The organism is Pseudoalteromonas sp. MB47, assembly GCF_011319765.1.
GTDB classification, from domain to species: domain Bacteria; phylum Pseudomonadota; class Gammaproteobacteria; order Enterobacterales; family Alteromonadaceae; genus Pseudoalteromonas; species Pseudoalteromonas simplex.
The window spans coordinates 31,059-55,643 of record NZ_VFBD01000030.1; the positions used below are offsets into that span (position 1 = coordinate 31,059).

The 24,585-nt window shown below is 41.5% G+C and carries 24 protein-coding genes; 9 read left to right on the top strand and 15 right to left on the bottom strand.

What is annotated here, in order from left to right:
- Positions 1–109 precede the first annotated feature (109 nt).
- On the top strand, positions 110–2,293 hold the full coding sequence (locus IMPJCBKJ_RS17885) for a S9 family peptidase (RefSeq protein WP_166341407.1): 2,184 nt from the start codon (positions 110–112) through the stop codon (positions 2,291–2,293).
- 21 nt (positions 2,294–2,314) lie between these two features.
- Here the strand turns inward: IMPJCBKJ_RS17885 and IMPJCBKJ_RS17890 are convergent, their stop codons facing one another.
- From IMPJCBKJ_RS17890 to IMPJCBKJ_RS17905, 4 genes are read right to left on the bottom strand one after another with little or no spacing between them, the layout of a single operon-like run.
- Complete coding sequence (locus IMPJCBKJ_RS17890; protein ID WP_166341409.1) at positions 2,315–3,790, bottom strand: HAMP domain-containing sensor histidine kinase; 1,476 nt, start codon at positions 3,788–3,790, stop codon at positions 2,315–2,317.
- A complete protein-coding gene (locus IMPJCBKJ_RS17895) occupies positions 3,790–4,515 on the bottom strand; it encodes a response regulator transcription factor (protein ID WP_166341411.1) in 726 nt (241 codons plus the stop codon). The genes IMPJCBKJ_RS17890 and IMPJCBKJ_RS17895 overlap by 1 nt, the downstream gene beginning before the upstream one ends.
- 58 nt (positions 4,516–4,573) lie before the next feature.
- Entirely contained in the window at positions 4,574–5,278 is a 705-nt protein-coding gene (locus IMPJCBKJ_RS17900) for a spondin domain-containing protein (protein WP_166341413.1), read from the bottom strand.
- 9 nt (positions 5,279–5,287) lie between these two features.
- Positions 5,288–5,989: a spondin domain-containing protein gene (locus IMPJCBKJ_RS17905; protein ID WP_166341415.1), complete on the bottom strand. Its 702-nt coding sequence runs from the start codon at positions 5,987–5,989 to the stop codon at positions 5,288–5,290.
- Positions 5,990–6,193: 204 nt separating this feature from the next.
- Between IMPJCBKJ_RS17905 and IMPJCBKJ_RS17910 the strand changes: the two genes are divergently transcribed.
- Both IMPJCBKJ_RS17910 and IMPJCBKJ_RS17915 read left to right on the top strand, forming a co-directional pair.
- Entirely contained in the window at positions 6,194–6,565 is a 372-nt protein-coding gene (locus IMPJCBKJ_RS17910) for a DUF4870 domain-containing protein (RefSeq protein ID WP_054554635.1), read from the top strand.
- A 57-nt stretch (positions 6,566–6,622) separates the two neighbouring features.
- The gene (locus IMPJCBKJ_RS17915; RefSeq protein ID WP_166341417.1) at positions 6,623–7,060 is read left to right on the top strand and encodes a YqaA family protein; all 438 of its coding nucleotides are present in this window, start codon (positions 6,623–6,625) and stop codon (positions 7,058–7,060) included.
- On the opposite strand, the gene folX is transcribed toward IMPJCBKJ_RS17915, so the two are convergent.
- The 6 genes from folX to IMPJCBKJ_RS17945 all read right to left on the bottom strand — a co-directional run bounded on the left by folX (position 7,057) and on the right by IMPJCBKJ_RS17945 (position 13,896).
- Positions 7,057–7,416: a dihydroneopterin triphosphate 2'-epimerase gene (folX, locus tag IMPJCBKJ_RS17920; RefSeq protein WP_054554637.1), complete on the bottom strand. Its 360-nt coding sequence runs from the start codon at positions 7,414–7,416 to the stop codon at positions 7,057–7,059. The genes IMPJCBKJ_RS17915 and folX overlap by 4 nt on opposite strands.
- A 2-nt stretch (positions 7,417–7,418) precedes the next feature.
- Positions 7,419–7,973: a GTP cyclohydrolase I FolE gene (gene folE / locus IMPJCBKJ_RS17925; protein WP_166341419.1), complete on the bottom strand. Its 555-nt coding sequence runs from the start codon at positions 7,971–7,973 to the stop codon at positions 7,419–7,421.
- Positions 7,974–7,991: 18 nt separating this feature from the next.
- The gene (gene folM / locus IMPJCBKJ_RS17930) at positions 7,992–8,711 is read right to left on the bottom strand and encodes a dihydromonapterin reductase (protein ID WP_166341421.1); all 720 of its coding nucleotides are present in this window, start codon (positions 8,709–8,711) and stop codon (positions 7,992–7,994) included.
- A gap of 246 nt (positions 8,712–8,957) precedes the next feature.
- The gene (gene nadE / locus IMPJCBKJ_RS17935) at positions 8,958–9,794 is read right to left on the bottom strand and encodes an ammonia-dependent NAD(+) synthetase (protein ID WP_166341423.1); all 837 of its coding nucleotides are present in this window, start codon (positions 9,792–9,794) and stop codon (positions 8,958–8,960) included.
- A 95-nt stretch (positions 9,795–9,889) separates the two neighbouring features.
- The gene (locus IMPJCBKJ_RS17940) at positions 9,890–10,516 is read right to left on the bottom strand and encodes a YceH family protein (RefSeq protein WP_166341425.1); all 627 of its coding nucleotides are present in this window, start codon (positions 10,514–10,516) and stop codon (positions 9,890–9,892) included.
- Positions 10,517–10,530: 14 nt separating this feature from the next.
- Positions 10,531–13,896 (bottom strand): ATP-binding protein, encoded by a 3,366-nt coding sequence (locus IMPJCBKJ_RS17945; RefSeq protein WP_054554642.1) that lies wholly within the window; start codon positions 13,894–13,896, stop codon positions 10,531–10,533.
- 178 nt (positions 13,897–14,074) lie between these two features.
- On the opposite strand from IMPJCBKJ_RS17945, the gene IMPJCBKJ_RS17950 reads away from it, so the two are divergent.
- The gene (locus tag IMPJCBKJ_RS17950; RefSeq protein WP_166341427.1) at positions 14,075–16,357 is read left to right on the top strand and encodes a penicillin acylase family protein; all 2,283 of its coding nucleotides are present in this window, start codon (positions 14,075–14,077) and stop codon (positions 16,355–16,357) included.
- Here the strand turns inward: IMPJCBKJ_RS17950 and IMPJCBKJ_RS17955 are convergent.
- Positions 16,354–17,445 (bottom strand): GGDEF domain-containing protein, encoded by a 1,092-nt coding sequence (locus IMPJCBKJ_RS17955; protein ID WP_166341429.1) that lies wholly within the window; start codon positions 17,443–17,445, stop codon positions 16,354–16,356. The two genes, IMPJCBKJ_RS17950 and IMPJCBKJ_RS17955, sit on opposite strands and share 4 nt — an antisense overlap.
- A gap of 243 nt (positions 17,446–17,688) precedes the next feature.
- Here IMPJCBKJ_RS17955 and IMPJCBKJ_RS17960 point away from each other — a divergent pair, with 243 nt between their 5' ends.
- Together IMPJCBKJ_RS17960 and IMPJCBKJ_RS17965 are read left to right on the top strand one after the other, a co-directional pair.
- Positions 17,689–19,221, top strand: a complete 1,533-nt coding sequence (locus tag IMPJCBKJ_RS17960; RefSeq protein WP_166341431.1) for a carbon-nitrogen hydrolase family protein — start codon at positions 17,689–17,691, stop codon at positions 19,219–19,221.
- A complete protein-coding gene (locus IMPJCBKJ_RS17965) occupies positions 19,221–19,538 on the top strand; it encodes a multidrug efflux SMR transporter (RefSeq protein ID WP_054554646.1) in 318 nt (105 codons plus the stop codon). Before IMPJCBKJ_RS17960 ends, IMPJCBKJ_RS17965 begins: the two co-directional genes overlap by 1 nt.
- 40 nt (positions 19,539–19,578) lie before the next feature.
- Here IMPJCBKJ_RS17965 and IMPJCBKJ_RS17970 read toward each other — a convergent pair whose 3' ends face one another.
- Positions 19,579–20,457 carry a DMT family transporter gene (locus IMPJCBKJ_RS17970; RefSeq protein ID WP_138598955.1) on the bottom strand — a complete coding sequence of 293 codons (879 nt, stop codon included), beginning with the start codon at positions 20,455–20,457 and terminating at the stop codon, positions 19,579–19,581.
- Between the two features lie 495 nt (positions 20,458–20,952).
- On the opposite strand from IMPJCBKJ_RS17970, the gene IMPJCBKJ_RS17975 reads away from it, so the two are divergent.
- Complete coding sequence (locus tag IMPJCBKJ_RS17975) at positions 20,953–21,336, top strand: MAPEG family protein (protein ID WP_166341435.1); 384 nt, start codon at positions 20,953–20,955, stop codon at positions 21,334–21,336.
- Between the two features lie 78 nt (positions 21,337–21,414).
- Here IMPJCBKJ_RS17975 and IMPJCBKJ_RS17980 read toward each other — a convergent pair whose 3' ends face one another.
- From IMPJCBKJ_RS17980 to IMPJCBKJ_RS17990, 3 genes are all read right to left on the bottom strand, one after another.
- Positions 21,415–22,620 carry a M56 family metallopeptidase gene (locus tag IMPJCBKJ_RS17980; RefSeq protein WP_166341437.1) on the bottom strand — a complete coding sequence of 402 codons (1,206 nt, stop codon included), beginning with the start codon at positions 22,618–22,620 and terminating at the stop codon, positions 21,415–21,417.
- Between the two features lie 9 nt (positions 22,621–22,629).
- A complete protein-coding gene (locus tag IMPJCBKJ_RS17985; RefSeq protein ID WP_054554650.1) occupies positions 22,630–23,004 on the bottom strand; it encodes a BlaI/MecI/CopY family transcriptional regulator in 375 nt (124 codons plus the stop codon).
- Between the two features lie 68 nt (positions 23,005–23,072).
- Positions 23,073–23,759 (bottom strand): pseudouridine synthase, encoded by a 687-nt coding sequence (locus tag IMPJCBKJ_RS17990; protein WP_166341473.1) that lies wholly within the window; start codon positions 23,757–23,759, stop codon positions 23,073–23,075.
- Positions 23,760–23,839: 80 nt separating this feature from the next.
- Between IMPJCBKJ_RS17990 and IMPJCBKJ_RS17995 the strand changes: the two genes are divergently transcribed.
- Together IMPJCBKJ_RS17995 and IMPJCBKJ_RS18000 are read left to right on the top strand one after the other, a co-directional pair.
- Positions 23,840–24,145 (top strand): DUF6482 family protein, encoded by a 306-nt coding sequence (locus IMPJCBKJ_RS17995; protein WP_138618770.1) that lies wholly within the window; start codon positions 23,840–23,842, stop codon positions 24,143–24,145.
- Positions 24,146–24,172: 27 nt separating this feature from the next.
- Positions 24,173–24,580 (top strand): GNAT family N-acetyltransferase, encoded by a 408-nt coding sequence (locus IMPJCBKJ_RS18000; protein WP_054554652.1) that lies wholly within the window; start codon positions 24,173–24,175, stop codon positions 24,578–24,580.
- The last annotated feature ends 5 nt before the right edge of the window (positions 24,581–24,585 follow it).

Below are 24,585 nucleotides of genomic sequence, written 5' to 3' on the forward strand. Positions count from 1 at the left end.
AAAGGGAGCTTCGGCTCCCTTTTTACATTGCTTCACAAAGGCTACTTATAAATTCACGGTTAATTACTTATATTAGGGACTTAATAATAAAAATTAATTTAGGATCCCTATGAAAGTTGGCCACTCACTTTGTCTCGCGGCACTCTCTTTAGCTATTTTAACTGCCTGTAATAAAGCTCCTGATGACTCAAATGAAAAAGATACAATAAAACAATCGGCTGCAACTGAGTCGATTCAAATAGCAGCTCCCGTTGCTAAAAAAATACCTCATGAAATGACCATTCATGGTGACACACGTATCGATAACTACTACTGGATGCGTGATGATGAGCGCAAAGATGCCGCTGTTATTGCTCATTTAAATGCTGAAAATGCGTATGTTGAAAGCAAATTGGCACATACTCAAACGCTACAAAACACCCTTTTCGAAGAGCTTAAAGGACGTATTGAAAAGGATGACGATACCGTACCGACAAAAAAAGGGGATTATTATTATTTCTCACAAACGCGTGGTGATGATGAATATCCGGTTTATGTGCGTAGCCAAGATAGTCAAGGAGAGGGTAAGCAAGTTATTTTAAATGTAAATGAGCTTGCTAAAAATCATGATTACTTTGCTGTCACCGGTTTAGCTGTGAGTCCAAATGGCAATTTACTTGCTTACGGTGAAGATACAGTTAGTCGTCGCATTTACACAATTAAAGTTAAAGATTTAACCACAGGTAAAATGCTCACAGAGAGCCTTGAAGGCACGGAAGGTGATGTCGTGTGGGCTAATGACAACAAAACCTTTTACTACATCAAAAAAGACCTACAAACGCTGTTAGGCTACCAAGTATATCGCCATACGCTAGGCACCCCGCAAGCCGACGACGAACTCGTTTACGAAGAGAAAAACACCAGTTACTACACCGGTATTTACAAGAGTAAAGACCAACAAGAAATCTATATTAGTCATGGCAGCACCAGTGCGTCGGGTGTCTCGGTTATTGATGCTAATGATGTCAAAGCAATGCCAAAACGTTTTATTGAACGTGAAGCTGGGCTTGAATATGATATTCAAAAATTAGGTGATTGGTATTACATCGTTACCAATTTAAATGCGGTTAACTTCCAACTGATGAAAGTGCACCGTGATAAAGCCCATGATAAAACCAATTGGCAAACGGTTATTGCTGGTCGCGATAAGGTTAAATTTGAGGGTATTGAGTTATTTAACAATCACTTGGTTTATGAAGAACGTGAAATGGGGCAAACCCGTATCACTATTCGTGACCTTCGCAACCAACAAGAGCAAATAGTTGCGTTTAATGATCCAACGTATATGGTTTTTAGCTATGGTAATAGTGAGTTAGATAACCCTAATTTACGTGTTTACTATTCAAGTATGACAACCCCAGGTAGTAGCTACGATATCAACCTCGAAAGTGGCGAAAAAACACTGCTTAAACAGCGTACAGTATTGGGTGATTTCAACCCGAGCAATTACACATCTGAACGCATATATGTAACTGCGCGAGATGGTGTTGATGTTCCAGCGAGCCTTGTTTATCGAAAAGATAAGTTTAAAAAAGATGGCTCTAATCCGCTTATGCAATATGGCTATGGTTCGTATGGTGCGACCATGGATCCGAGCTTTTCTAGTTCACGATTAAGCTTACTCGATCGTGGTTTTGTATTTGCAATTGCACATATCCGTGGCTCGCAGATGTTGGGTCGTCCTTGGTACGAAGACGGCAAGTTACTTCATAAACAAAACACCTTTAATGACTTTGTTGATGTGACTAAATCATTGGCTGCTCAAAAATATGCAGATAAAGATAATGTTTTTGCCATGGGTGGCAGTGCGGGTGGCTTACTAATGGGAGCTGTTGTAAATCAAGCGCCTGAACTTTATAAAGGAGTGATTGCGGCAGTGCCTTTTGTTGATGTGGTCACGACTATGCTAGATGCCAGCTTACCACTAACAACGAATGAGTATGACGAATGGGGTAACCCGAACGATAAAGTCTATTACGATTATATGCTGTCGTATTCGCCGTACGACAAAGTTAAGAAGCAGGCTTACCCAAATATGTTAGTCACCACCGGCTTGCATGACTCTCAAGTTCAGTATTTTGAGCCAGCAAAATGGGTTGCTAAGCTGCGTGAATATAAAACCGATGATAACCTATTGCTTTTTAAAACTGACATGGAAGCAGGTCATGGCGGTGCTTCTGGGCGCTTTAAGAGCTTACAAGACACCGCTTTATATTATGCATTTATGCTAGATTTAGCGGGTATCGAAAAATAATAACAACGCAGGCATCCGTGATTAAGCGGGTGCCTGCATTGCTAAATTAAAACGAAACTCACTGCCTTTTCCTAAGGTACTGCTGACGTTTATTTCACTATCCATTAGGGTGAGCAATTGCTTGCAAATAGCCAGTCCTAAGCCTGTTGAGCCTCGTTTTATGCTATTACGGGCCTGATAATGAGGTTCAAAAATAGCATTGAGTTCATCCTCATGAATACCAACCCCGGTATCAGATACTGCCACGTATAACTGATCACTTTGTTGGCTAACCTTAACGGCAATTTCACCGCCACTTGGGGTGTGTCGAATAGCATTCTCAATTAAGTTTGTTAGTACCCGCTCTAATTTTGCAATGTCTGTCGTTACGGTAAAGTCGCAAATTTCTGGGATAACCCTGAGTGAAATTCCTGCGGATTGTGCAGTGAGTGCAAGCTTTGCCACGCAATCATAAATCAACTCGCCTAAATTAAAGGTCTCTGATTGAATTTTTACTTGGCCGCACTCTAAATTAGCAAGCTCAAAAATTTGTTCGATCAGATGTTTTAATTGCTGGCAGTTATCCATTGCAAGGTTGAGGTAATGACGTTGCTCAGGCTCGTTTAAGTGGCTATCCGGTTTATTGATCACCTCAAGAAAGCCGTGCAGTGAAGATAGCGGCGTACGTAAATCATGTGATAAATGCGTAAGTAACTCACGGCGTTGTTTATCGGCTTGCTGTAATGACTGAAACTGCTCATCAATACGTGCGAGCATGGCATTGACGCCTTTGCTTAAATTGCCAATTTCATCATCAGCAGTGTAGCTAGAGTCCAATGACATTTTGGTTAGGCTGTAGTTAGCCGCTTCTATTTTATTAAGCTCTTTATTGAGTTTTTTGAGCGGTAAGGTGAAAAAACGAAATAACAGCAACATCGCAATAAAGAGAGCGAGTAAGGCAGCTATAAACCACATGGCAGCAAGCCAAAGGTTATCATTGGCTTTAATGTTTTTAAGGGTTGTATCGTAAGCTTGCCCGCCAATAATTACGTATAGATAGCCTTGCAGCTGTTGCTGATTATAAACTGGCGCGGTCGAAAATATTTTTACGCCATCGTTGCTACGCGGATCATCACCATAAATCGGCGTGGCAGTGGGGTTATCGAGTAGCTGCTGTATCGGGGTTAAGTTTATTTGTTTCCTTACGACTTGCCCCGGTTTGGCTGAATAAGTCAGTAAATGACCTTCTGGGTCTACAAAATAAAACTCAAAAGCCGGACCAAGTATCATCAGCGTGTGAAATAAGTTTTCTAGTGCATCATAGTCATACACACCTTGCTGGATCAGTGGGTTATCATGCACTAAATGTTCGGCTAATTGAAGGTGCAAGTTTTGCTGAGCATGGTGTACAGAGCTTTGCTCTAGCTGCTTACTCCAATTTAAAACCAGTGCACACAACAGGCTAAAAATAAGCACCAATGACCAAGCCAATTTTTGATAAAGCGTCATTGATTTCATTAGTTTACACTCAATTGGCTAGGGTTTAATTTATAGCCTACGCCCCAGACTGTTTCGATAAAGGTTGTAGGGTGATGCTGCTCAAACTTACTGCGTAAACGGTTTATATGGGAATTAACCGTATGCTCGTAGCCGCTGTGTTGGTAACCCCACACTTGGTCTAGTAACTGTTGGCGGCTAAAAACATGGTTTGGGTGTTTAGCAAAATAGACTAGTAAATCGAATTCGGTGGCGGTTAAGTTAATTGCTTGGTCAGCTAAAAATGCTTGGTGGCTGGCAAATTCAATATGGAGTTCACCAAGTTGAATGACTGCTTGAGCGCTATCTTCATGATGTGAATGGGCTGCCATAAGTTGTGACCTATGCCGTAATTGTGTTTTTATTCGTGCTTGTAACTCTCTGGCGAAGAACGGCTTGCAAATGTAATCATCAGCGCCCATTTCCAGACCAATCACTCTGTCCATATCGCTACTGAGTGCAGTTAGTAAAATAACGGCAATGCTTGGGTAGTGCTCTTTAATTTTGCGGCATAAACTCAAGCCATCCATTTGTGGTAGATTGATATCGAGTAGCACCAAGCCGTAACTTGAGCTGGCAAGCTTCTTTATTGCAGCTTCAGCGCTCGAGGCTTCATCAATATGTAGGTTTAGGCAGTGTAATTGTGTGCTGATAAGTTGGCGTATTGCTCTATCATCTTCGACGATTAATAATTTTTCTTGGCGCATTGCTCACTCCAAATCACAGAGGCACATCCTTATGACCTCGGTGTAAGGAGTGCGATTATTATTGCGTCCGCGTTATCGTGATCCGAGCAACCGGGTTATCAAACTTATGCTGGCTGGTGAGCACTGAGTTTGTCAGGCCATCATCTTGACTAACCACACCTGGGTGCATTGCAACACGGTTAATATCGTCACGCATTTCGTTGTAGCCTTCGCCTGAGTCGGCAGGGCCTGGGATCGTGCCTAGTGCTTCAGAGTTAGCCTCTGTGCCTGCATCATAGGCAAAACTAGTGCGAGACAGTGACTCATTAACCGCTAACGAAGACACGTCTATTGCATTAAGACCGGTAAACGCGTCATTTGTATTCACCAACATGGTCGCTAAGCTGATTTTTAATGAATCAAGCTGCTCAGTACTCAGCATTAAAGTGACTTGCTCACCTGGAGGGAGTGGACTCTCAGCTGAGCTTGAGGCCATAGCAAAATCAGTTGCTAATAATTCACTGTTATCTCCTCCTTCAGCCATTAATTCGAGCGCAGCTGAAGCTGGTTCACCTATTTGCCAAAGCATACCCTCAGAGTGAGCAATGGCTGCAATCGATGACAATGGTTGGGCATTGGTTAAATTCGTAACTTGTACTGTAAATTCATAGCTCATAACGGGCATTACAGGATCTGTTACTTCCACCTCGTTATTATCTGAATCCCCACAGGCCGCAAGGCCGGCACTTAATGCGAGGATAATTAAGCTTTTTGAAAAGCGCATAATAACCTCCTATTTAACCGTAACTGTTAGCATCGCAACTGGGTTTAACCATCTGTGTACCGTGTTATCAAGGTCACTCATACCTGCTTCTAAATCGTCGTCACCTAAATTACCCGGATGAATATGCACCATCATATTCGTTTCGCTACTAGTGACGCCGCTGCCATTCATACCCGCATTGCCGCCCGGTGCAGCTGGAATACCTGGCGTGCCCGGCATGCCTGAACCCTCAACAACAAGCTCATCATTGGCTTCGGTACCTGCATCATAGGCATTGAGATAAACAGTGTAGGTACCAGCTTCTGTTGGGATCATCCAACTATCTAAACCCACAAAGCCATCATTGGTAGGCAGCAGCATGGCTGTGAGCGATAAGTAATTATTGCCATCGCTGGTAGATAAACTCGCCATCGTTGAGCTTGCTGGCGCCAATAGGCCTTCAGCTGGGTTGGCAACCATGTCGCTGTTTGCGGCTGTGGCTTCAGTCATTAATGGCTCGAGATTACCACCCTCAGCCATTGTCTGTAGGGCTGTAGAAGCAGGCATAGCAACGCTAAAGAGTTTACTGTCACTGTTGTGAGCCGTAATGAGAATAGGGGTAAAGTGTAAACCTTGCGTGAGGTTAGTTAGTTTTACATCAAGCTCAGCTGCTTGGCTTGTAAGGCTAGTTACTGCGCATGCAGCGAACAAAGTTAAAGGTAAAGCTTTCATGTGAGATTCCTGTTTTTGATGATTCAAAATCAGTATCGAATAGCAATATCCAAAAACCTTCACGAAGTTATCACATTTTTATCACGGCATTGATTACAGCCTTTTTGCTGGTTGAGAGTTTTAAATTTAATCAATTTAGCTAGGGTAAAATGCTATTAAGGTTTATAGTAAAGAGACAAATAGACCCATAACAAGGAATTTAAAATGGATGATAATCAAAAAGTTGAAATAATTGTGGCAGATAAAGACCAGCGCACTTGGGCAATGTTTTGTCACTTAAGTGCCTTAGCTGGTTTACTTTTTCCGTTTGGCTCAGTGATTGGGCCTTTGATTGTTTGGCTTGTAAAAAAAGAAGAAATGCCGCTCGTTGCTGAGCATGGTCGCAAGTCATTAAACTTTCAATTAACCATGATGATTGCTTACATTGTCTGCTTTATGCTGATGTTTGTTGTCGTTGGTGTCATTCTGCTGCCATTGGTTGCACTATTCTCATTGATTATGGTGGTAGTATCGGCGATTAAAGCCAACGATGGTAAAGAAGTTAAATATCCAATGGCGATAGAATTTATAAAGTAAACTAATTGCCATATACTAAAAGCTCAGCCATTTGCTGAGCTTTTTTATGTGATGTTTATGGCCTACTTATCGTTATTTTTCAGCGCATTTATTGCAGCTACCCTATTACCTAGCTCTTCAGAATTAGTGATGACCGCTATGATAGCCAGTGGTGACTATTTAATTTGGCTATTATGGTTAAGTGCAACCGTGGGCAATGTGCTTGGGAGCTGTGTTAATTATTGGCTGGGCACGCAAGTCATGCGATTTAAAGACCGTAAATGGTTTCCCGTTTCACAAAAGTCGATAGACAAAGCCGAACAGCAATTTAATAAGTACGGTATTTACAGTTTGCTGTTTGCTTGGCTGCCTATTGTCGGCGACCCGTTAACGGTAGTTGGCGGAATTTTTAGGGTTCAGTTTTCAATCTTTTTGTTACTCGTGACCCTAGGCAAAGGCGCACGTTATTTAGCTGTGCTTGCCTTTGCAGTAGGGCTTGATAAATTCTTATTCTAGCTTTTTTGCCAATCAAGAGTCAGTGATACTGAATCTGCAAAGCGCAGCGCGTGCGGTTTATCAACGCGTACTTTGGCATAGTGAACACTTTGATGCTGGTGGCAAATTGCTAAAATCTCAGCAACCAATTTTTCTAACAGCAAAAAGTGGCCTTCTTCGACAAGGCTGATCACTTCTTTGGTAATAGTCTTGTAGTTTAGCGCTTTATCGACTGCATCAGTTTCACAGGCTTGATCTGCAGGGTAGTGGATTTCTAAGTTAATCACTACATCTTGTTTTTTCTCACGTTCCTCAGGATTAAAACCAATAAAGGTTCGTAGCCTGAGGTTAGTGACATTAATAATTGCGTTGGCCATCATTACCCTCTAACTAGTTGTAAAAACTCGTTACGGGTTTTTGGATCGGCTCTGAAGTTACCTAACATAACTGATGTACGCATGCTTGAATTTTGTTTTTCAACGCCGCGCATCATCATACACATGTGTTTTGCTTCAACGATTACGCCAACACCTTTCGCACCTGTTACTTCTTCAACCGCTTTAGCAATTTGATGAGTTAATTGTTCTTGAATTTGAAAACGACGCGCATACATATCAACAATTCGCGCAAACTTCGATAAACCAAGTACTTTGCCGTTAGGAATATAAGCAATATGACAGCGGCCAACAAACGGTAATAAGTGATGTTCACACATAGAGTAAAGCTCAATGTTTTGGATTAAAACCATATCATCGGCGTCTGAAGTGAATACCGCATTGTTGGTGATCTCGTCTAATGTTTGACGGTAACCTTTAGTCAGGTACTCCATTGCTTTTGCAGCGCGCTTTGGTGTGTCGAGTAATCCTTCACGAGCAGGATCTTCACCTACCGCAGTAATTATTTGTTGGTAACTGTTTTTTAAATCATCGTGCATAGCTTTCTCAGTAATTCGTTATTTTAAATGTCTGCCACCATCAACAGGCATAGAACGACCTGTGATGTAGTGGCTGCTTAGTATTAGTTCTACGCTGTTAATAATCTCGGCGCAGCCGGGCTCAATGCCCATTAGCGATTTCTTTAATGTTTTGGCTTTGTACTCGTCGCTATCGTGCTCGTTAAAAATGATCAGCGAGGGAGCGATAGCATTCACTTTAATGGCCGGTGCAAATTTAGCGGCAAACGACTTTGTTAAATTATCAAGCGCCGCTTTACTTGCTGCATAAGCAAGGTGCTTAGGACTGCCTTTTTCAACAACATAGTCAGTTAAATGAATAATATCTGCGGCTTGGCCACTGTTTTGCTGATAATGCAGTAGCAAGTCAGAGGCTGCTAAATTAATTAAATAGGGCGCTTTGGCATGAATACGCATCATGTTATCAAATAGGTCAGCGTAATCGTGATTATTTGCTTCGCAATCCCAGCTAGATGCATTATGAATAATTGCCTTGAGCTGGTTGGTATGCGCTTTTAATTCTTCAATAAAGTGCCCGATAGCTTGGTCACTATTAAAATCTGCATGGATACAAATAGCGCCTTTGCCTGCAAGCACATCAATTGCTGCATGGCGGGTACGATAAGTGACTATGATTTCTTGCCCTTGCGATAATAAGTGCTCGGCCAGAGCGAGTCCAATACGTTGGCCTGCGCCGGTAATTAAGATGGGCGATGACATAAGCTAATATAAAACCTTAGATTTTTGATTTGAAATATAATGTATTTACTGTAACAACTATAAACCAAATTACAGAACTATTTCATCTTTACTGCAATCATGTTGCTAACTTTTACGTCAGGCATGATGCTCCAGATCATTTTGTGAAGCTGATAATCAGTGATTGAAGGTTCTGAATATTGCTAAGGGGGGCGGGAGGAGTAGAAAAGGGCAATTATTATTGCCCTCGCAATGTTTAAACTACCCTTAAAGCTCGTCGTAAACGGTTGGGATTGCTTGGCGTTTATGTTGAGTACGTAAGTAAATTGCTGTTAGCTTTTCTTCGACTTCATTGCTGACGTCTTTACCTTCTAAGAAATCATCAATTTGTTCGTAGGTTAGGCCTAGCGCTTCTTCGTCAGTCAGACCTGGGCGATCACACTCTAAATCGGCCGTTGGGGCTTTATTTACCAGTACTGCTGGTGCTCCCAAATGCTCAGCAAGTGCACGAACTTGACGCTTTGATAAACCAAATAACGGCGCTAAATCACATGCACCGTCACCAAACTTGGTGTAAAAACCCGTGATGTTTTCAGCACTGTGATCGGTACCAACCACTAAGCCTTGGCAGAAACCAGCAATTTCATACTGCGCAACCATGCGCTGGCGTGCCTTCACATTGCCTTTGATAAAGTCAATTTTAGCTTGCTCTGGTAATTCAGCACCACCACCAACAACCGCGGCCATTGCTTGTTCATGCATGCCATCGACAGCCGCTTTAATGTTAACCGTCATACGCTTACTTGGTTGAATAAAATCTACGGCTAGTTGTGCTTCGTCTTCATCTGCTTGTACGCCGTAAGGTAAGCGCACAGCAATAAATTGATATTCGTTAGTGTTGTGCTCTTGGTTTAATTCATCAACTGCTAATTGGCATAAACGGCCACAGGTTGATGAGTCAACACCGCCACTGATCCCTAATACAAGTGAGCGAGAGTGCGCAGCAATAAGTCGGCTTTTAAGAAAGTTAACACGACGGGTGATTTCCGCTTTTACATCAATAGTTGGTTGGACTTTCATTTCCGCCAGAATGTCGGCACGCATGGTAGAGCTCCTATTTTTCGTTGTGGTTGTCAGCGTTTTGAGGGAACCCCTTTGTAAAGGGGTATAATTATATTATGTTACGGGCGCGGTTTTTATTAAAGACCTAAATGCGCTTTTATTTCGTTTACTTGCTGCTTAAGATCTTCGATTTCGCTCAGTAATTGTTGCACTTCACTGTTGTTATCCTGCATCGGCTCACTAGCAGCCATATCCTCAGTGATGCTGTCTGGGTCAACAAATAAGTGCATATAGCGGCTCTCTCGTTTGCCTGGCTCTCGTGCTAAGCGTGCAACATGTTCTTGCTCAATGAGTGCATTTAATGCGGCTTCAACTTCATTGACATTGCTAAACTCAGCTAGTCGGTTGCTGCGCGTTCTTAGTTCTCCCGGTGTTTGTGGGCCGCGTAGCAGCAGTAAACAAATAATGGCGCGTTGCTGCTCAGTAAATTGCAAACTGCCAAATTCGGTATTACAAAAGCGGTGAGCATATTTATTAACCCGCCCTGATAACCCTTCATCAAGAGTTACTAAGCGTGATGCAATAAGCTCATCGAGTGTATCTTGTACTTGCGCCTCAGTGAGAGACAGTACCGGTTCACGGTTAGATTTTTGATTACATGCATTAGTGAGGGAGTTTGAAGATAACGGATAATGTTCGGGTGTTGTACTTTGCTTTTCGAGTAAACAGCCAATAACGCGTTGTTGTATCGATGATAATTGCATGATTTTATTTCTCTTTAATGTGCTGCACTTAGCCAAATTGCTAATTTTTTATTTAATGAGTCAAAGTTAAGGGGTTTTGTTAAATAATCATCCATGCCAGCATCTAAACAGCGTTCTTTGTCACCCTGCATTGCATTGGCAGTTAGTGCAACAATATTGACTTTCTGATGTGCTTCGCCAGCTTTTCCTAATCTTATTGCCTTTGTTGCTTGATAGCCGTCCATTTCTGGCATTTGGCAGTCCATTAGCACTAGTTCGTAAGGGGCATTCTCATTATTTGCTAGTTTTGTTATTGCCTCAAGACCATTTTCAGCAATATCAAAACTAATACCTGCTTGTTTGAGTAAGGCGCCAGCAACCACTTGGTTAACTTTATTATCTTCGACTAATAAGACGCGAGATGATGTACTCGAAGCTGGCATGGAAATTTTAGCGATGCTTTGTTCTTTATTTACTTGTTGTTGTTCAATGTACTTTTCGTTAGCCAAAGAGTTAAATAAGTCTGAAGGGGTTAAAGGTTTAAATATAATACTTTGCGCTTCTAAAGTTTGTTTAGATTGCTCTTCAGTTAGGCTCATAGGTGCCATTAAAATACATTTACATGCATTGTTATTATAATATTTTTGGAACGCTCGTTGCTCTGATTGTTCTGCTTGCATATAGAGTTGGTAATCTATAAAAACTGCATCGCAAGGTGGCTCTTGAGAGTGGGCCGCACGGTTAATCAAGCTTGGCATATTGCCAATAACTTCAACTTTTGCTCCCCATAATTGCAATTGTTTTTTAGTAATGCTGCTACTGAGCTTGCAGTTGTCAGCAATTAAAATGCGTTTTTTATCAATTAAGTGACTTGGCTCATGCAGCTGCTTTTGGTAGTCAAATTTTACTTTAATTGAGAAATTGAACGTGCTGCCTTCTCCATAAGAACTGACAACATTTACATCGCCGCCCATTAGAGTACAAAGCTGTTTAACAATGGCAAGACCAAGGCCTGTGCCGCCATATTGCCGGGTAGTTGAAGCATCAGCTTGAGTAAAAGAATCAAAAAGAGTTGCTTGTTTTTCTGGTTTTATGCCTAAGCCATTATCAACAACAGAGCAATTCAGATATAACTCGTTATCAGCAGTTTCAAGTTTGGCTATCACGACTATCTCACCGTCTTTTGTGAATTTAACTGCATTACCTATTAGGTTATTGATGATTTGCCTAATACGATTTGGGTCGCTTATGATAAATTCACGTTTGATATGAGTTGCATCTAGTAATAGTTTGGTATTGTTTTGCTCTGCTTTTATAGCAAATGATTCAATGGTATCGCCTAGAAGTTTAGATATATTAAAACTCACGTTTTCGATATCGAGCTTACCAGCTTCAATTTTTGAAAAGTCTAAAATATCATTGATAATATGCAGTAATGACTCTGCTGATGACTGTGCCAATTCAAGATGATGGCTTTGTTGTTTATCTAATTTTGTTTGTTTAATGATATTAAGCATGCCAATAACCCCATTCATCGGGGTGCGGATTTCATGGCTCATACTTGCTAAAAATTCACCTTTTATTTTTACTGCTTGTTCTGCTGCATTTTTCGCTTGAACTAGCTGATGTTCAGTTTCTATACGCTGTTGGCTTGCATGTAAGCTACCAATAAGTGCCGCAACTGCAATTAAAAAGCTTTCCTCGTTTTTACTCCAATGTCGTCTTGATGCGCTGTTCTCTGCGCACACCACCCCCATACTTTTACTTCCAGTCGGAATGATTGCAGTAAGCATGGAGCGAATATCAGCGCGATCAAAATAATTGCTAGCTAACTCCTTGGTAAACGGGTGGTGATATGCATCACTCGCATTTATAACGGCGTTATTGTTAATGGCATCAAAATAGTTAGGGTGTTCTATTTGCTGTAACGACACTGCCCGACTAAAACGCGATTGATTTTGATCATGACTAGCAAACGAGTTAAGCGTTTGTCGGTCTTCGCTAAATAACCAAATGCTTGCTCGATCAACCTCTAGTGCTTGGCATATCGCTTTTACAATTACATGCTTAGATAAGTTTAAATTACCCGTTAAGACGGCTTCGTGAACAGTTAATGAGGCAAGTATTTCGTTGTGCAAGGCAATTTTATTGTTTTCAAGCTCAACGCGTTTGCGAGCATCTATGTTTTGTAATGACCCAAATAGTTTGATACAGCGGCCATTCTTATATTCAGATTCGCCATGCGCTAAAACCCAGATAGCTTCGCCTGATACAGTAATTATTTGCACTTGAGTTTCAAAGCTTTCACCTTCTTTTATCGCTTTTTCGATTAAGTGGCGAATTTTGTCACGGCTGTAACCGGGTTTAAAATAGTCGAGATTGGTTGGCCATTGTGGTTGTTTATTGAGTGGCAACTTAAAGATTTGTTTAGTCATATCTGACCAATAAACAGCTTTGGTCTCGAGATTAAATGACCACGCACCTACTTTTGCTAGGCTACTCATTGTTTCGAGCATTCGCTCGCTTTTGTATTGGCGCTCGAGCATTTTTAAAAAGAACACACAAGCACCCGCAAATAATATACATACGATAATTATGGCGATACGTAACGGCCAAATGGCTGATTTTGGTGGATGCCAACCTGCTTTCGGAACAGCATACATACGCCAATTCCCGCCAGGGAAATTAATGCCAAAATTAAGTGGTGTGTCATTTAAAATAGCGCTATTTCCGTAGAAAAATTCCCCCTCAGCACCTAACCCGTTGCGACCCTGTAACGCTATGTCGTAGTGCTTATTTAAAGCTAGAAGCCCCGAATTGTTATAAACTTTATCAATATCGAGTACGACAGAAAGTAATCCCCAAAAGTGCTGTTCTGGTGGTGTAAAAATAGGCATGCGAGCTATTAAGGCTTGACCGCCTTGTACTAGTTCTAAGGGACCTGCCATGACAATTTTGTTTTCATCGCGCGCCTTAATTGCATCGTCTCGCTGCGCGGCGTTTTCTAGAAAATTGAGACCAATTGATTTCTCATTTCCTTTTAGTGGGTAAGTCATCTGAATGATCATGTTTGGTGCAGCGCCGATATTTCTTAATTCTGAAGAGGTTTCGAATAATGGCGTGGCAATTTGAGAAAAGCGGCTTTGATTTAAATTTGGCTCAGCAGCAACTGCGACGGCAAGGCCGCGAACAAGTTGAATATTAGAGATTAGAGTCGCCTCTAACTTTGCACGGTAAGCGCTAACTCGCGCAATCTCCTGAGCACGGAATGCATCTTTTTCTCGGCTATAGTTTAATTGATCGATGATTAAGCCAATTACAATAACTAGCGCAAGTGAAAACCAAAAGGCTAACTTTAGTTTTTGCAGTTTTTTATTATCGGTTTCAGTTGCTAATGGCATGAGAAAGATTGATTTCTAAACTATTTCCCTACTATAGACAATTTCTGAGGCAATTAACAATCATCAGCTAATCAAGAAAACTAAATTTAAATATTTGGATAGCAACACTATTTTTTCACAAAACTCAGGTTAATATAGCAGGTTAATACAGTGTTACTTTAGCGCAAGGGTAAATGGCATGTTCAAGATAATCAAATGGTTATTAATAGGTTTGTTCGTTGTGGTGTTACTCGCAACAGGGCTTGTTTATGGTGTATTAAATCTAAGTTTACCGGCTCTTGATGGCCGGGGTAAAAGCGACGCTATTTTGCAATCAGTGAAGATTGAACGAGACACTTTAGGGCAGGCTGTTATTCATGCCGAAAACCGTTTAGATGTAGCCTATGCTCTTGGTTTTGCGCATGGTCAGGACCGATTCTTTCAAATGGATTTACTGCGCCGTAATGCCGCAGGTGAGCTTAGTGAATTATTTGGTAAGGCTGCTGTTGGGCTTGATAAAAAAATGCGTTTTCATCAGTTACGCAAACGTAGTCAGATTGCTGTTGCGCAGTTACCAGCAAAAGATAAAGCGCTATTAAAAGCTTACGCGAATGGGGTTAATGAGGGTCATGCGCAAGTAGGTTTCGATAGTTTTGAATATTTACTGACTGGCGCTGAAGCAAAACCTTGGCAAAGTGAAGACAGCTTACTAATCATTTTTAGTATGTATTTAGATTTGCAAACGGCTACCTTTGAACGCGACAAAACACTAATCGAAATCGAAGATCTATACGGTAAGGCGATGATCGACTTTATTACTCAGCCTAGCCTTTATCAAGCGGCGCTCGATAACAGCCTATTAGCACCTTATAACGGCGGTATTCCAAATCTCAAAGACGCTCAATGGGCTATGACTGAGATTGCAGAGCGCAAGGAGCTTGGTAGTAATAACTGGGCAGTTACTGGGCAGTTAACTGAAACTGGTGCTGCAATGTTGTCAGACGATATGCACTTATCATTTGCTGTGCCAATCATTTGGTACCGTGCCCAGCTCAATTATCCACTCAATGGTGAAATGCAGCAAATCACCGGTGTGTCATTACCTGGCGCTCCAGCAATTGTAGTTGGCACCAATAATAAAATAGCGTGGGGATTCACCAATGGTTACCTAGATACAGCCGATTGGATAGCCCTTGAGAGTAAAGAGAAAACGTGGCAGATAGATGAACCCATCTTACTCAATGACGGCAGCATTGAAAATTATGCTTTAACTATGAGTGAATATGGCCCAGTAAAAGAAATTAATGGCAAACCATATGCACTAAGTTGGGTTGCTCACCATGAGTATGCGGTTGATATGGAATTACTTAAGCTTGAGCAAGCAAGTACGGTTGATGATGCACTAGCGCTTGCGGCTGAAGTGGGTATTCCTGTCCAAAACTTGATGGTTGTTGATGATCAAGGTAACGCCGCTTGGAAGAATATGGGAGCCGTTCCAGCCCGTAAAGAGCCCCATCAATTAGCGGTGGCTGAGCAAGCGTATCCTGCAGCGTGGCATGAAAACGAAACGCTGCGTCCATTTGTTAAAAACCCAGACAGTGGCCGATTATGGACGGGCAACTCACGCGTTGTTTCCGTAGAGGATGACCAGCGCTTTGGTAATGGTGCTTATGCCATGGGGGCTCGCTCGGCACAAATTCGCGATCGATTATTTGAAAAGCAACAGTTCAACGAACAAGATTTTTATGACTTACAACATGATAATGAAGCTCGATTCTTAACAGCTTGGCATAAACTGCTGGTCAATCAGCTCAGCAACGCAGGCGATAAATATGCGCTGTATTTAAAAGAGCTAAATAATTGGCAGGCGTGTGCTTGTAGCGATTCAATTGGCTATACCTTAGTAAAGCGTTACCGCAGTGAAGTAATTAATGGTTTATTTAGTCCATTAGAGAACAAGCTAAAAGCCCTCAACAGTAGCTTAAAGCCAGTAAAACGAGACTTAGAGCCTGCTGTTTGGCAACTTATCGAAGCGCAGCCTGAAGCATGGTTAAACCCAGAGTATGCAAACTGGAATCAGCAAATGCTAGCTGCATTTGATCGCGTTATCACTAAACTAACCGAGCAGTACGGTAACAACCCGCACAGCTGGGAGTGGGGTAAGGTCAACGAGTTAGTGATTGAGCACCCATTTGCCAAGCAAATACCGGTACTTAAAAGCTTATTGAATATGCCTACGGCGCCTGGGTTTGGTGATACCTTTATGCCTTCAGTACAAGGGCGTAGTTTTGGTGCTTCGCAGCGCTTTATTGTTCAACCAGGGCATTTAGATAAAGCGATTATGGCTATTCCGGGTGGGCAATCTGGGCATCCATTGTCAGAATTTTATCGTGCTGGGTTTAACGATTATGTCAGTAATGGTTTAACGCCATTATTGCCGCAAGAGATTGCACATAGCATTACTATTGAGGCAATTAATTAATCTTCATTTTCAAAAAATGTACTTTGAGCATGCACTATCGTGGTCTTATTACGGCCAGAGTGCTTGCTCTCATACAGCGCTGAATCTGCATACTGCAGCATTTTTTCTATGGGAGTAAGGGGTTGCCATTCAATTAAACCAAAGCTCATAGTTACTTTTAAATCCGGACAGTCAGGGTGAGCTTCCAATGCTGCTATTTTTGTACGCAAAGCTTCAATTTTTGCAAAGGCTTGGCGTTCATTAGATTGGGTAAGTATTAGTAAAAACTCTTCTCCGCCCCAACGAACTGCAATATCATCCTCGCTCATGAATTCACTGATGAGTCGTGAAATATTCACTAAAATAGTATCACCTTTATCATGCCCGTAATTATCATTGATTCTTTTAAACTGATCGATGTCTGCCATGGCCATGCAAAGAGGGCTGTTATTATTTATGCAATTTTTGCGTGCATTCATAATTAGCTTTTTAGCAAAGCGGCGATTGAAAAGTTTTGTAAGAGGATCCCGGGCTGCCATTTCCGTTAACTCTAGTCGTTGTGAAAGAGTAATCTCTCTAATTAAACCCATGCCATAAATCATAGGTAAGCCAGCAATAATTATATTAATTATTTTAATATGGGGGAGCAGTTCAGAGTAAGCAAAAGGGTAGTTTGTATTTGAAAAAAACACATACAACAATGCAAAAGCAATGATCATTAACACGCTATACAAAGAAGCTCGCTTTAGAGTTAGTTGATAGTCGATCATTAACAGGCAAGACACAGTCCATAGATAAAATTGAAATCCTGCATCTAAGCCAAGCATTGCACAAACAATGGTTGAGTGAATAACCACTTCAAGACAAAACACACGAAGAGCTAAAGAGGTTAAACCTTGTTTGATTAGAAAAATTCCCCCAGCCCATGCACACACACTTAGAACATTTACTATTGCCAAAGTAACTGCACCAATGTGAGCGAAAACGGGAATTAGCACAACGTGGACTGCGAGTGCAAAGTAAGCAATCTTCAAAATAATAAGAAACTTAACATGCTCTATTTCTTGTAACTCTGATTGCTTAGGTTGTTTTAAGAGATGTTTTAGCAACCGGACCTCTTAGACAGCTAGGTGTAAAAACTAGTATAGATTAAAATTTAGGCTGTGAAGAATTAAAGAGATTTCTGTTTCTTTAATTCATTTAATTTAATCGGGTTAAACACCAGTTCACTTCGTTTTTGCTAAGCTTTAAGCTTGGCAGGACTGTGAATTAATGCCACTCTAATCAAACCATCATTGATATCGGCTTGCCGTTTGCCTTGATAATATTTTCGTGCCTAAAAAGGAGTAGTTATGCCGGCGGAAAAAACGCATTTAGAGATTTGTAATCTAACTAAAGAACAGTACCCACAAATAAAGACCCTCATGGATCAAGCTTACCCAGGGCTTGGAGGTGCTTGGCCAAGCCATACTATTTTTAGGCTAATAGACCAGTTTCCGGAAGGGCAAATAGGCATTGTTGACGATGGTGTTTTAGTAGGCATCGCCTTGAGTGTACAGGTTGATTACGCGCGCTTTTCTAACCCACATACCTACGAAGATATTGTTGATGGTCACGACCGTGTATTTAGTGATCCTGAAGGTGATGCACTTTATGGTTTAGATGTGGTGATTTCATCAACTCACCGAGGGATGCGACTGGGTCGTCGCTTATACGATGCGCGTAAAGAGCTGTGCCGTCAGTATAACTTGCGCGCTATTTTAGCGGGTGGACGTATTCCGCGCTATTACAATCACAGTGCAGAGATGTCTCCGATGGAGTACATCGAAAAAGTTGACCACAAAGAGCTGTATGATCCGATTTTAAGCTTTCAGCTATCTAATGATTTCCAAGTTAAACGTTTACTTAAAAAATACCTTCCTGAAGATCAGGAGTCAGTTGGTTATGCCACTTTACTAGAGTGGAATAACATTATGTTTGAGCCGACTGATACGGTACTTGAGTCGACCAAATCAATTGTCCGTGTCGGTGCCGTACAATGGCAAATGCGTTGTGTTGAGTCTGTGGAAGAGCTGCTCAAGCAGGTGGAGTATTTTGTTGATACAGTATCAGATTATAAAAGTGACTTTATTCTGTTTCCGGAATTTTTCAATGCCCCGTTAATGGGTCTTACCGAGCAAAGTAATCAAACGGAAGCGATTCGCTATTTGGCCGAATACACAGAAACCTTCCGTGATGCGATGTCACGCATGGCGGTTGAATATAATGCCAATATTATCACCGGTTCTATGCCACTAGCTGAAGACGACAAGATTTATAATGTTAGCTATTTATGCCACCGTAGCGGTAAAATTGATGAGCAGCGTAAAATTCATATTACCCCTCACGAGCAAAATGACTGGGTGATCCAAGGCGGTGATAAAATTGCTGTATTTGAAACGGATGCGGGTCGTGTCGGTATTCAAATTTGTTACGATGTAGAGTTTCCTGAATTGTCGCGTATTCTCGCTAAGCAAGGATTAGATATTTTGTTTGTGCCATTTTGGACAGATACAAAAAATAGTTACTTACGTGTACGCCATTGTGCGCAAGCACGTGCAATCGAAAATGAATGTTATGTTGTGATTGCAGGCTCGGTTGGGAACTTACCTGAAGTAGAAAGCTTAGACGTACAGTATTCGCAATCAGCAGTGCTTACCCCTTCTGACTTTTCGTTCCCGCATGATGCAACCTTGAATGAAGCAACACCGAATACCGAAATGTTGTTATTCAGTGATTTAGATATGGATAAACTGAAAATCCTTCACAGTGAAGGTACGGTAAGAAACTTAAAAGACCGCCGTGAAGATTTATATGATGTAATTTTGAAAAAGCGAGATCAATAATGGCGTGGTTGTATTTAATTGTCGCAGGTCTGTTAGAAATTGGCTGGCCTGTAGGCCTTAAGATGTCTCAACAGGCAGACAGTCGCTGGTTAGGCATTGCAATAGCCGTCGCCTTTATGGTCGCTAGTGGCTTTATGTTGTGGTTGGCGCAAAAGGATATACCGATGGGGACATCCTATGCAGTATGGACAGGTATTGGTGCTGCTGGCACTTTCTTGGTTGGTATTTTATTTTATGGGGATGCCGCCACTTTTGGCCGCATTGCCGGAGTACTGTTGATAATTAGTGGTGTAATAACCCTAAAGATTAGTCATTAAAAAAGCGGCATAGCCGCTTTTTTAATGACTAGGAATAAGCCTAATTGGGTAGCATTACAAGAATGGCAGCCAGTGCAATTAACACAAGCCCCGCCGTGTCTTGGCGTTTTAACGGCTGTTTTAACCAAAGAATCGATACCATAATGGTAAAAAATACTTCTATCTGCCCCAGTGTTTTTACATAAGCAACATGCTGCAAGCTCATGGCGCTAAACCAACCAATAGAACCTAAACAGCTACAAATACTAACAGCGGTCGTGGTGCCTTTGTGTTGCCACATTTTCTTAAAAGTATCGCGCTCTTTGAATGCAATATACACGCATAGCATCAGTGTTTGTAAACTGATTATCAGCACTAACACCCAAGCTGCAGAATGCGGAAAAGTCAGCCCTGAACTTAAACTTGCTTCACGGATCCATGATGAAGAGAGAGCAAAAGAAGTACCGCAAGCAAGCCCAAGCAGTGCGGTGCCCAAATTAAAGTGTTTAACATTCGCGATGCCACTTAATAGCAGTACCGCAATTGCACCAATAAATACGCCAACCCAGCCCAGTAACGACAGTGCTGAGCCAAAGAACATGACACCTAAAATGGCCGCCATTAGCGCTTCACTTTTAGCAAGCCCTGCACCGACTGCAAAGTTATTCATTTTAAACAGCTTTACCATTAAACCTGTGGCAACAATTTGGACGATACTGGCGCCAACAATGTAGCCAATAAAAGCCAGATTAAAGTCAGGAAGTGCGGCGTCTTGATATTGATAAAGTGCAAATAAATACAGGGCAGCAATTGGGCTGGCAACGATAAAGCGAGCAAGCGTTACCCCGGCAACACTCACTGTTGCACTGAGTTTGCTTTGCAAAGCGTTGCGCCACGACTGCATAAATGCCGCAAAAATAGTTAAGAAAATCCAAGTCATATTGAAAATAAATTAATGTGGAGTATTTATACCCAAGCCACCTCAAGATGTGAGTTTCAGTTGGAATTAAAAGCGATTTAGGCAAGGCATTGATTGCAAATAATAGTGGTTCTATTGTTAAAATCAATAACGCAGTATAAATCGCTTTTAAACCAACCCTTTGGGCGCTTCACAGGCACTTACTCTCATCGTTGTTACTTCTTAAAAGGGACTGCCATTCTTGCAAAGTACCGCCTTGATATTAAGCTCCTGTGAAACGCTGAATTCTGCATCTTGAGGAGGCTTGGGTATATAGTAACAAAACCAAAGTGTTAGAGCATCAGCTTATCGACCAACTTGAGAAAAACTCAGCTGTGACAATATGCCGCAGGGCTTTTATGCTGACTTTAGACTATAGTGACAATGATGCTATTGCTGGCCGCTGCTGTTATATGTAGCGGCTTTTTTTTGTTTGCGTTAGGGTAAGCTAAAACAGTTAAAAAATAAGGAAATACCATGACCATACTGATTATCTGCGCACTCATCGCAGTACTCATCCCCTATTTGGCCAAAGCGCCTGTGGCTTTTGCACAAAATAAGTTGTCAGGCTACGACAATAAGCACCCACGCGAACAACAAGCTAAACTAACCGGCTTTGGTGCTCGTGCGTTGGCAGCACATCAAAATAGCTTTGAATCGCTGATTATTTTTGCTGTCGCTCTGGCAGTCGTAATAGGTAGCAATAATGTCTATCAGGTAACTGAGACCCTTGCGATTGTGCATGTTATTGCCCGTGTGTTGTATTGTATTTTCTACTACATAAACCAGGATATTTTACGTTCATTAGTTTGGCTTGTTGGCTATGTTTGTGCTGTGGCTATGATTGCTCTTTGTCTTTAGCGATAGAGCTAGTAGTCAAAAACCACAAAGCAAGCGGCTTAAATAAGGCGCTTGCTTTAGGGTCTTAAGTGATTGCTTTTACTTAGAGCTAACTTTAATTTTCTCTATTAAATCCTTTGCTTGGTAGTTTTCGTCTAAGGCGAAATCGAGTTGTACTAAGGCGTTTTTAAAGCCTGATTCAGACGGCGCATACTGCCATTTTTTTAAGGCTCTTTTCGCTTCTCGATTGAAAACACCTTCAGGCTCTGCACTTACCACACTTACATTGCTGGTGGCGCCGCTTGGTAAAATATCGTATTTCAAAACGACTGAACCGCTTATACCTTGCTCTGCCGCTTGAATTGGGTATATCGGCTCTACGCGCATTACCGCTTGATAGTCTTTTGTCTTTTCAACTGACATCGGCTGTTTTGCAATCGCAAAACTGCTAAGCATGCCCATTGTAAAAATAACTAACGCTGTTTTTGCAATAAATGAGCTGTTGTCGATCTGCTTGATCTGATTTAGACGTTGTAACATGGTGTTTTTATCTCCGTATTGTGAATAAGCCATTAAGCCTGTTCTGCTAAAGCTTGCACAGTGCACTAATGCCTTACTGTATAAAATTCGTTGTTCAGTTGATTTATTTTTGAGTACTTGCTCATCACATGAAAGCTCTTGAATGCGGCGCAGACTTGCATAACCAAGCCAAGCGACAGGGTTAAACCACAACAAAATAGTGGCACTTAAAGCGATGGCATTAATTAGGTTGTCTTTGCGTTTAATGTGCACTGATTCATGCTCTAAAATAAGCGCTAAAGCATGTTTATCGTAGTGGCTTTGATAGTTTGTAGGCAGCACTAGCTTGGTATTTAAAACCCCTACAACCATAGGTGAGCTCACTTGGTTGCTTTGGTATAAGCGCATACTTTGATTGCTGTGATGATCAAGCGTAATTGGCGCTAACTGCAGTTTTGCTAGAAAACGGTAATGAAAATATACGGCAGTGATCAGCAGTGCGGCACTAATAAAGCCATAAATAGCAAACCAAGTGAGCGTAAACTGCGGCATTATTGCTGTGTTTGGCGTGATAGTCAGCTTACTGATAAAGTCGCTTTGAATTGGCTTTAAGTGCTCTGGTAGGTTCGCTAACAATAAACTAATTGGTAAAAGCGCCCAGAGTGTATAAACCAAGCGTGCCGATAGCTGGCTTAGTAACTTTCGCTCTAACAGCAATAAAAACATAATTGCAGATGAGATCAAAAGTTGTTGATCTAACAGCCAATTAAAAAATACATCTAACATAACAACGCCTTATTTTTGCTGTTTTTCCCAATCATCAATGACCTTTTTCAGCTCATCAATATCATGTTGCGAGAGTTGCTCTGATTTAGCAAAGCCACTCACCAGTGGCGCAATACGGCCATTAAAAAAGCGTTCAATAAAGCTTTGGCTTTCTTTTAATGTGTATTCTTCACGGGCGATGCAAGGGGTGTAGTTATATTGGCGGCCTTGTTTCTCGAAGCTAAGAGCGCCTTTTTTAACTAAACGGCTTAGTAGCGTTTTAATGGTTTTTTCGTGCCATTCTTTATCGTCACTTAAACGCGCAATTACTTCACTAGCTGTGGCTGGGTAGCCAAGCCATACTGCATCTAATACTTCGAATTCAGCTTTAGAAAGTTCAATCATTTTTATGCCTACAGATGTAATCTTTAATTTAAGATTACACGTGTAATCAATTAATGCAAACTTTTTTGTTAGAGAATGTCACTTTTTTTGATACTGACTATCTGTCCTTCGGGCAAATTCAGCGTGGTGAGTGACAGTTTTGCGATATCTGTGCGGTAAAGGTCGATGACTTTGTAGCCACAAAAACGTGCCATTTTTCGTATTTGCCGATTTAAACCTTGTTTTAAGACAATGCAAAACTGCGTTTCGTTGACTTGAGTCACCGTGCAAGGGAGGGTTATTTGCTTATCGACAGGCACACCGCCCGCCATTTTTTTACAAAAGTCGCTATCAAGGGACTTATCAACGGTGACTAAATAGCGTTTGGGTTGGTGGTAATCAGGGTGGATCAGTTGATTACAAAACTCACCGTCATTGGTCAAAATCAACAAACCTCGGGAGTCTTTGTCGAGCCGGCCAATTGGGTAAACGCGAGTGGTTTTAGGCAGGCTATGAATAAGGCTTGTTGGGTCATCAGCATTTAATTTGCAATCTATACCAACAGGCTTGTGATAAGCAAAGTAGGTGAGTGGTGCCCTAGCTAAAATTTTTTCGCCAAGTACAATCACATCATCGTGCTCATCAACATGATCTATATGATTTGCGGCACGGCCATTTACTGTTACCTCACCTTGATCTATCAAGCGCGATGCTTGCTTTCGAGAGCAAACACCCGCATGGGCAATAAATTTAGCAAGTCGTACTTTATCTGGCATGAGTGATTTTTGTACAATTAATTTGATCATAGTATATCAAAATCACGTATGGATAGTTCCACCACCAAAGAGGAATGCACATGCCTATCAAATTATCAGAGCTTGCAGCTCACCAACCACTGCAAAAGGTTATCCTTCATTCATTAGAAATGGCATTGTATCAGGTGTCTGTGATGATCAATAACGTTGAGTATTATGTTACTGATGAGCAAGGTGAGTTTATTCGTGATATTAGCCCGTTGCATATTCAAAAGCGTCTTGATCACCTAAGTTATGGCGATATGGTTTTACGCCACACCAGTGCTTATGATGAGATGTGTGGTCAGCCCGAAAAGCTGGCCAGCAACATGCTTGAAGTACCCTATGGTAAGAACCACTTATACTGATTAACGATATAAGCGTATACTGAGTATATGTATCAATTAAAAAGTGATGACTCAGCTGATCTCAACAACCAGCTAAGAGAACATATTGTGGCTTTCAACGCCGCGCATTTTAATGCCGAGCGTATTCCCGTTGGTTTTAAGTTCGTTAATAAACAAAACAGTGTGGTTGCTGGTATTCATGGTCAGGTATTTGGCAATTGGCTGCTTATTAGTTGGCTTTGGTGTGATGATAAGACGCGTGGTAAGGGACTTGCGACACGCTTACTCGCTGAATTAGAGAGTAAAGCTAAAGCACTTGGTGCAAACACCGCACAACTTGATACGCTCGATTTCCAAGCTAAACCCTTTTACGAAAACAACGGCTACCTAGTTAAATATGAAATGCGTAACTACCCACTCGACGGCTGCCGTTATTTTATGGAAAAAAGCCTTTAACTATT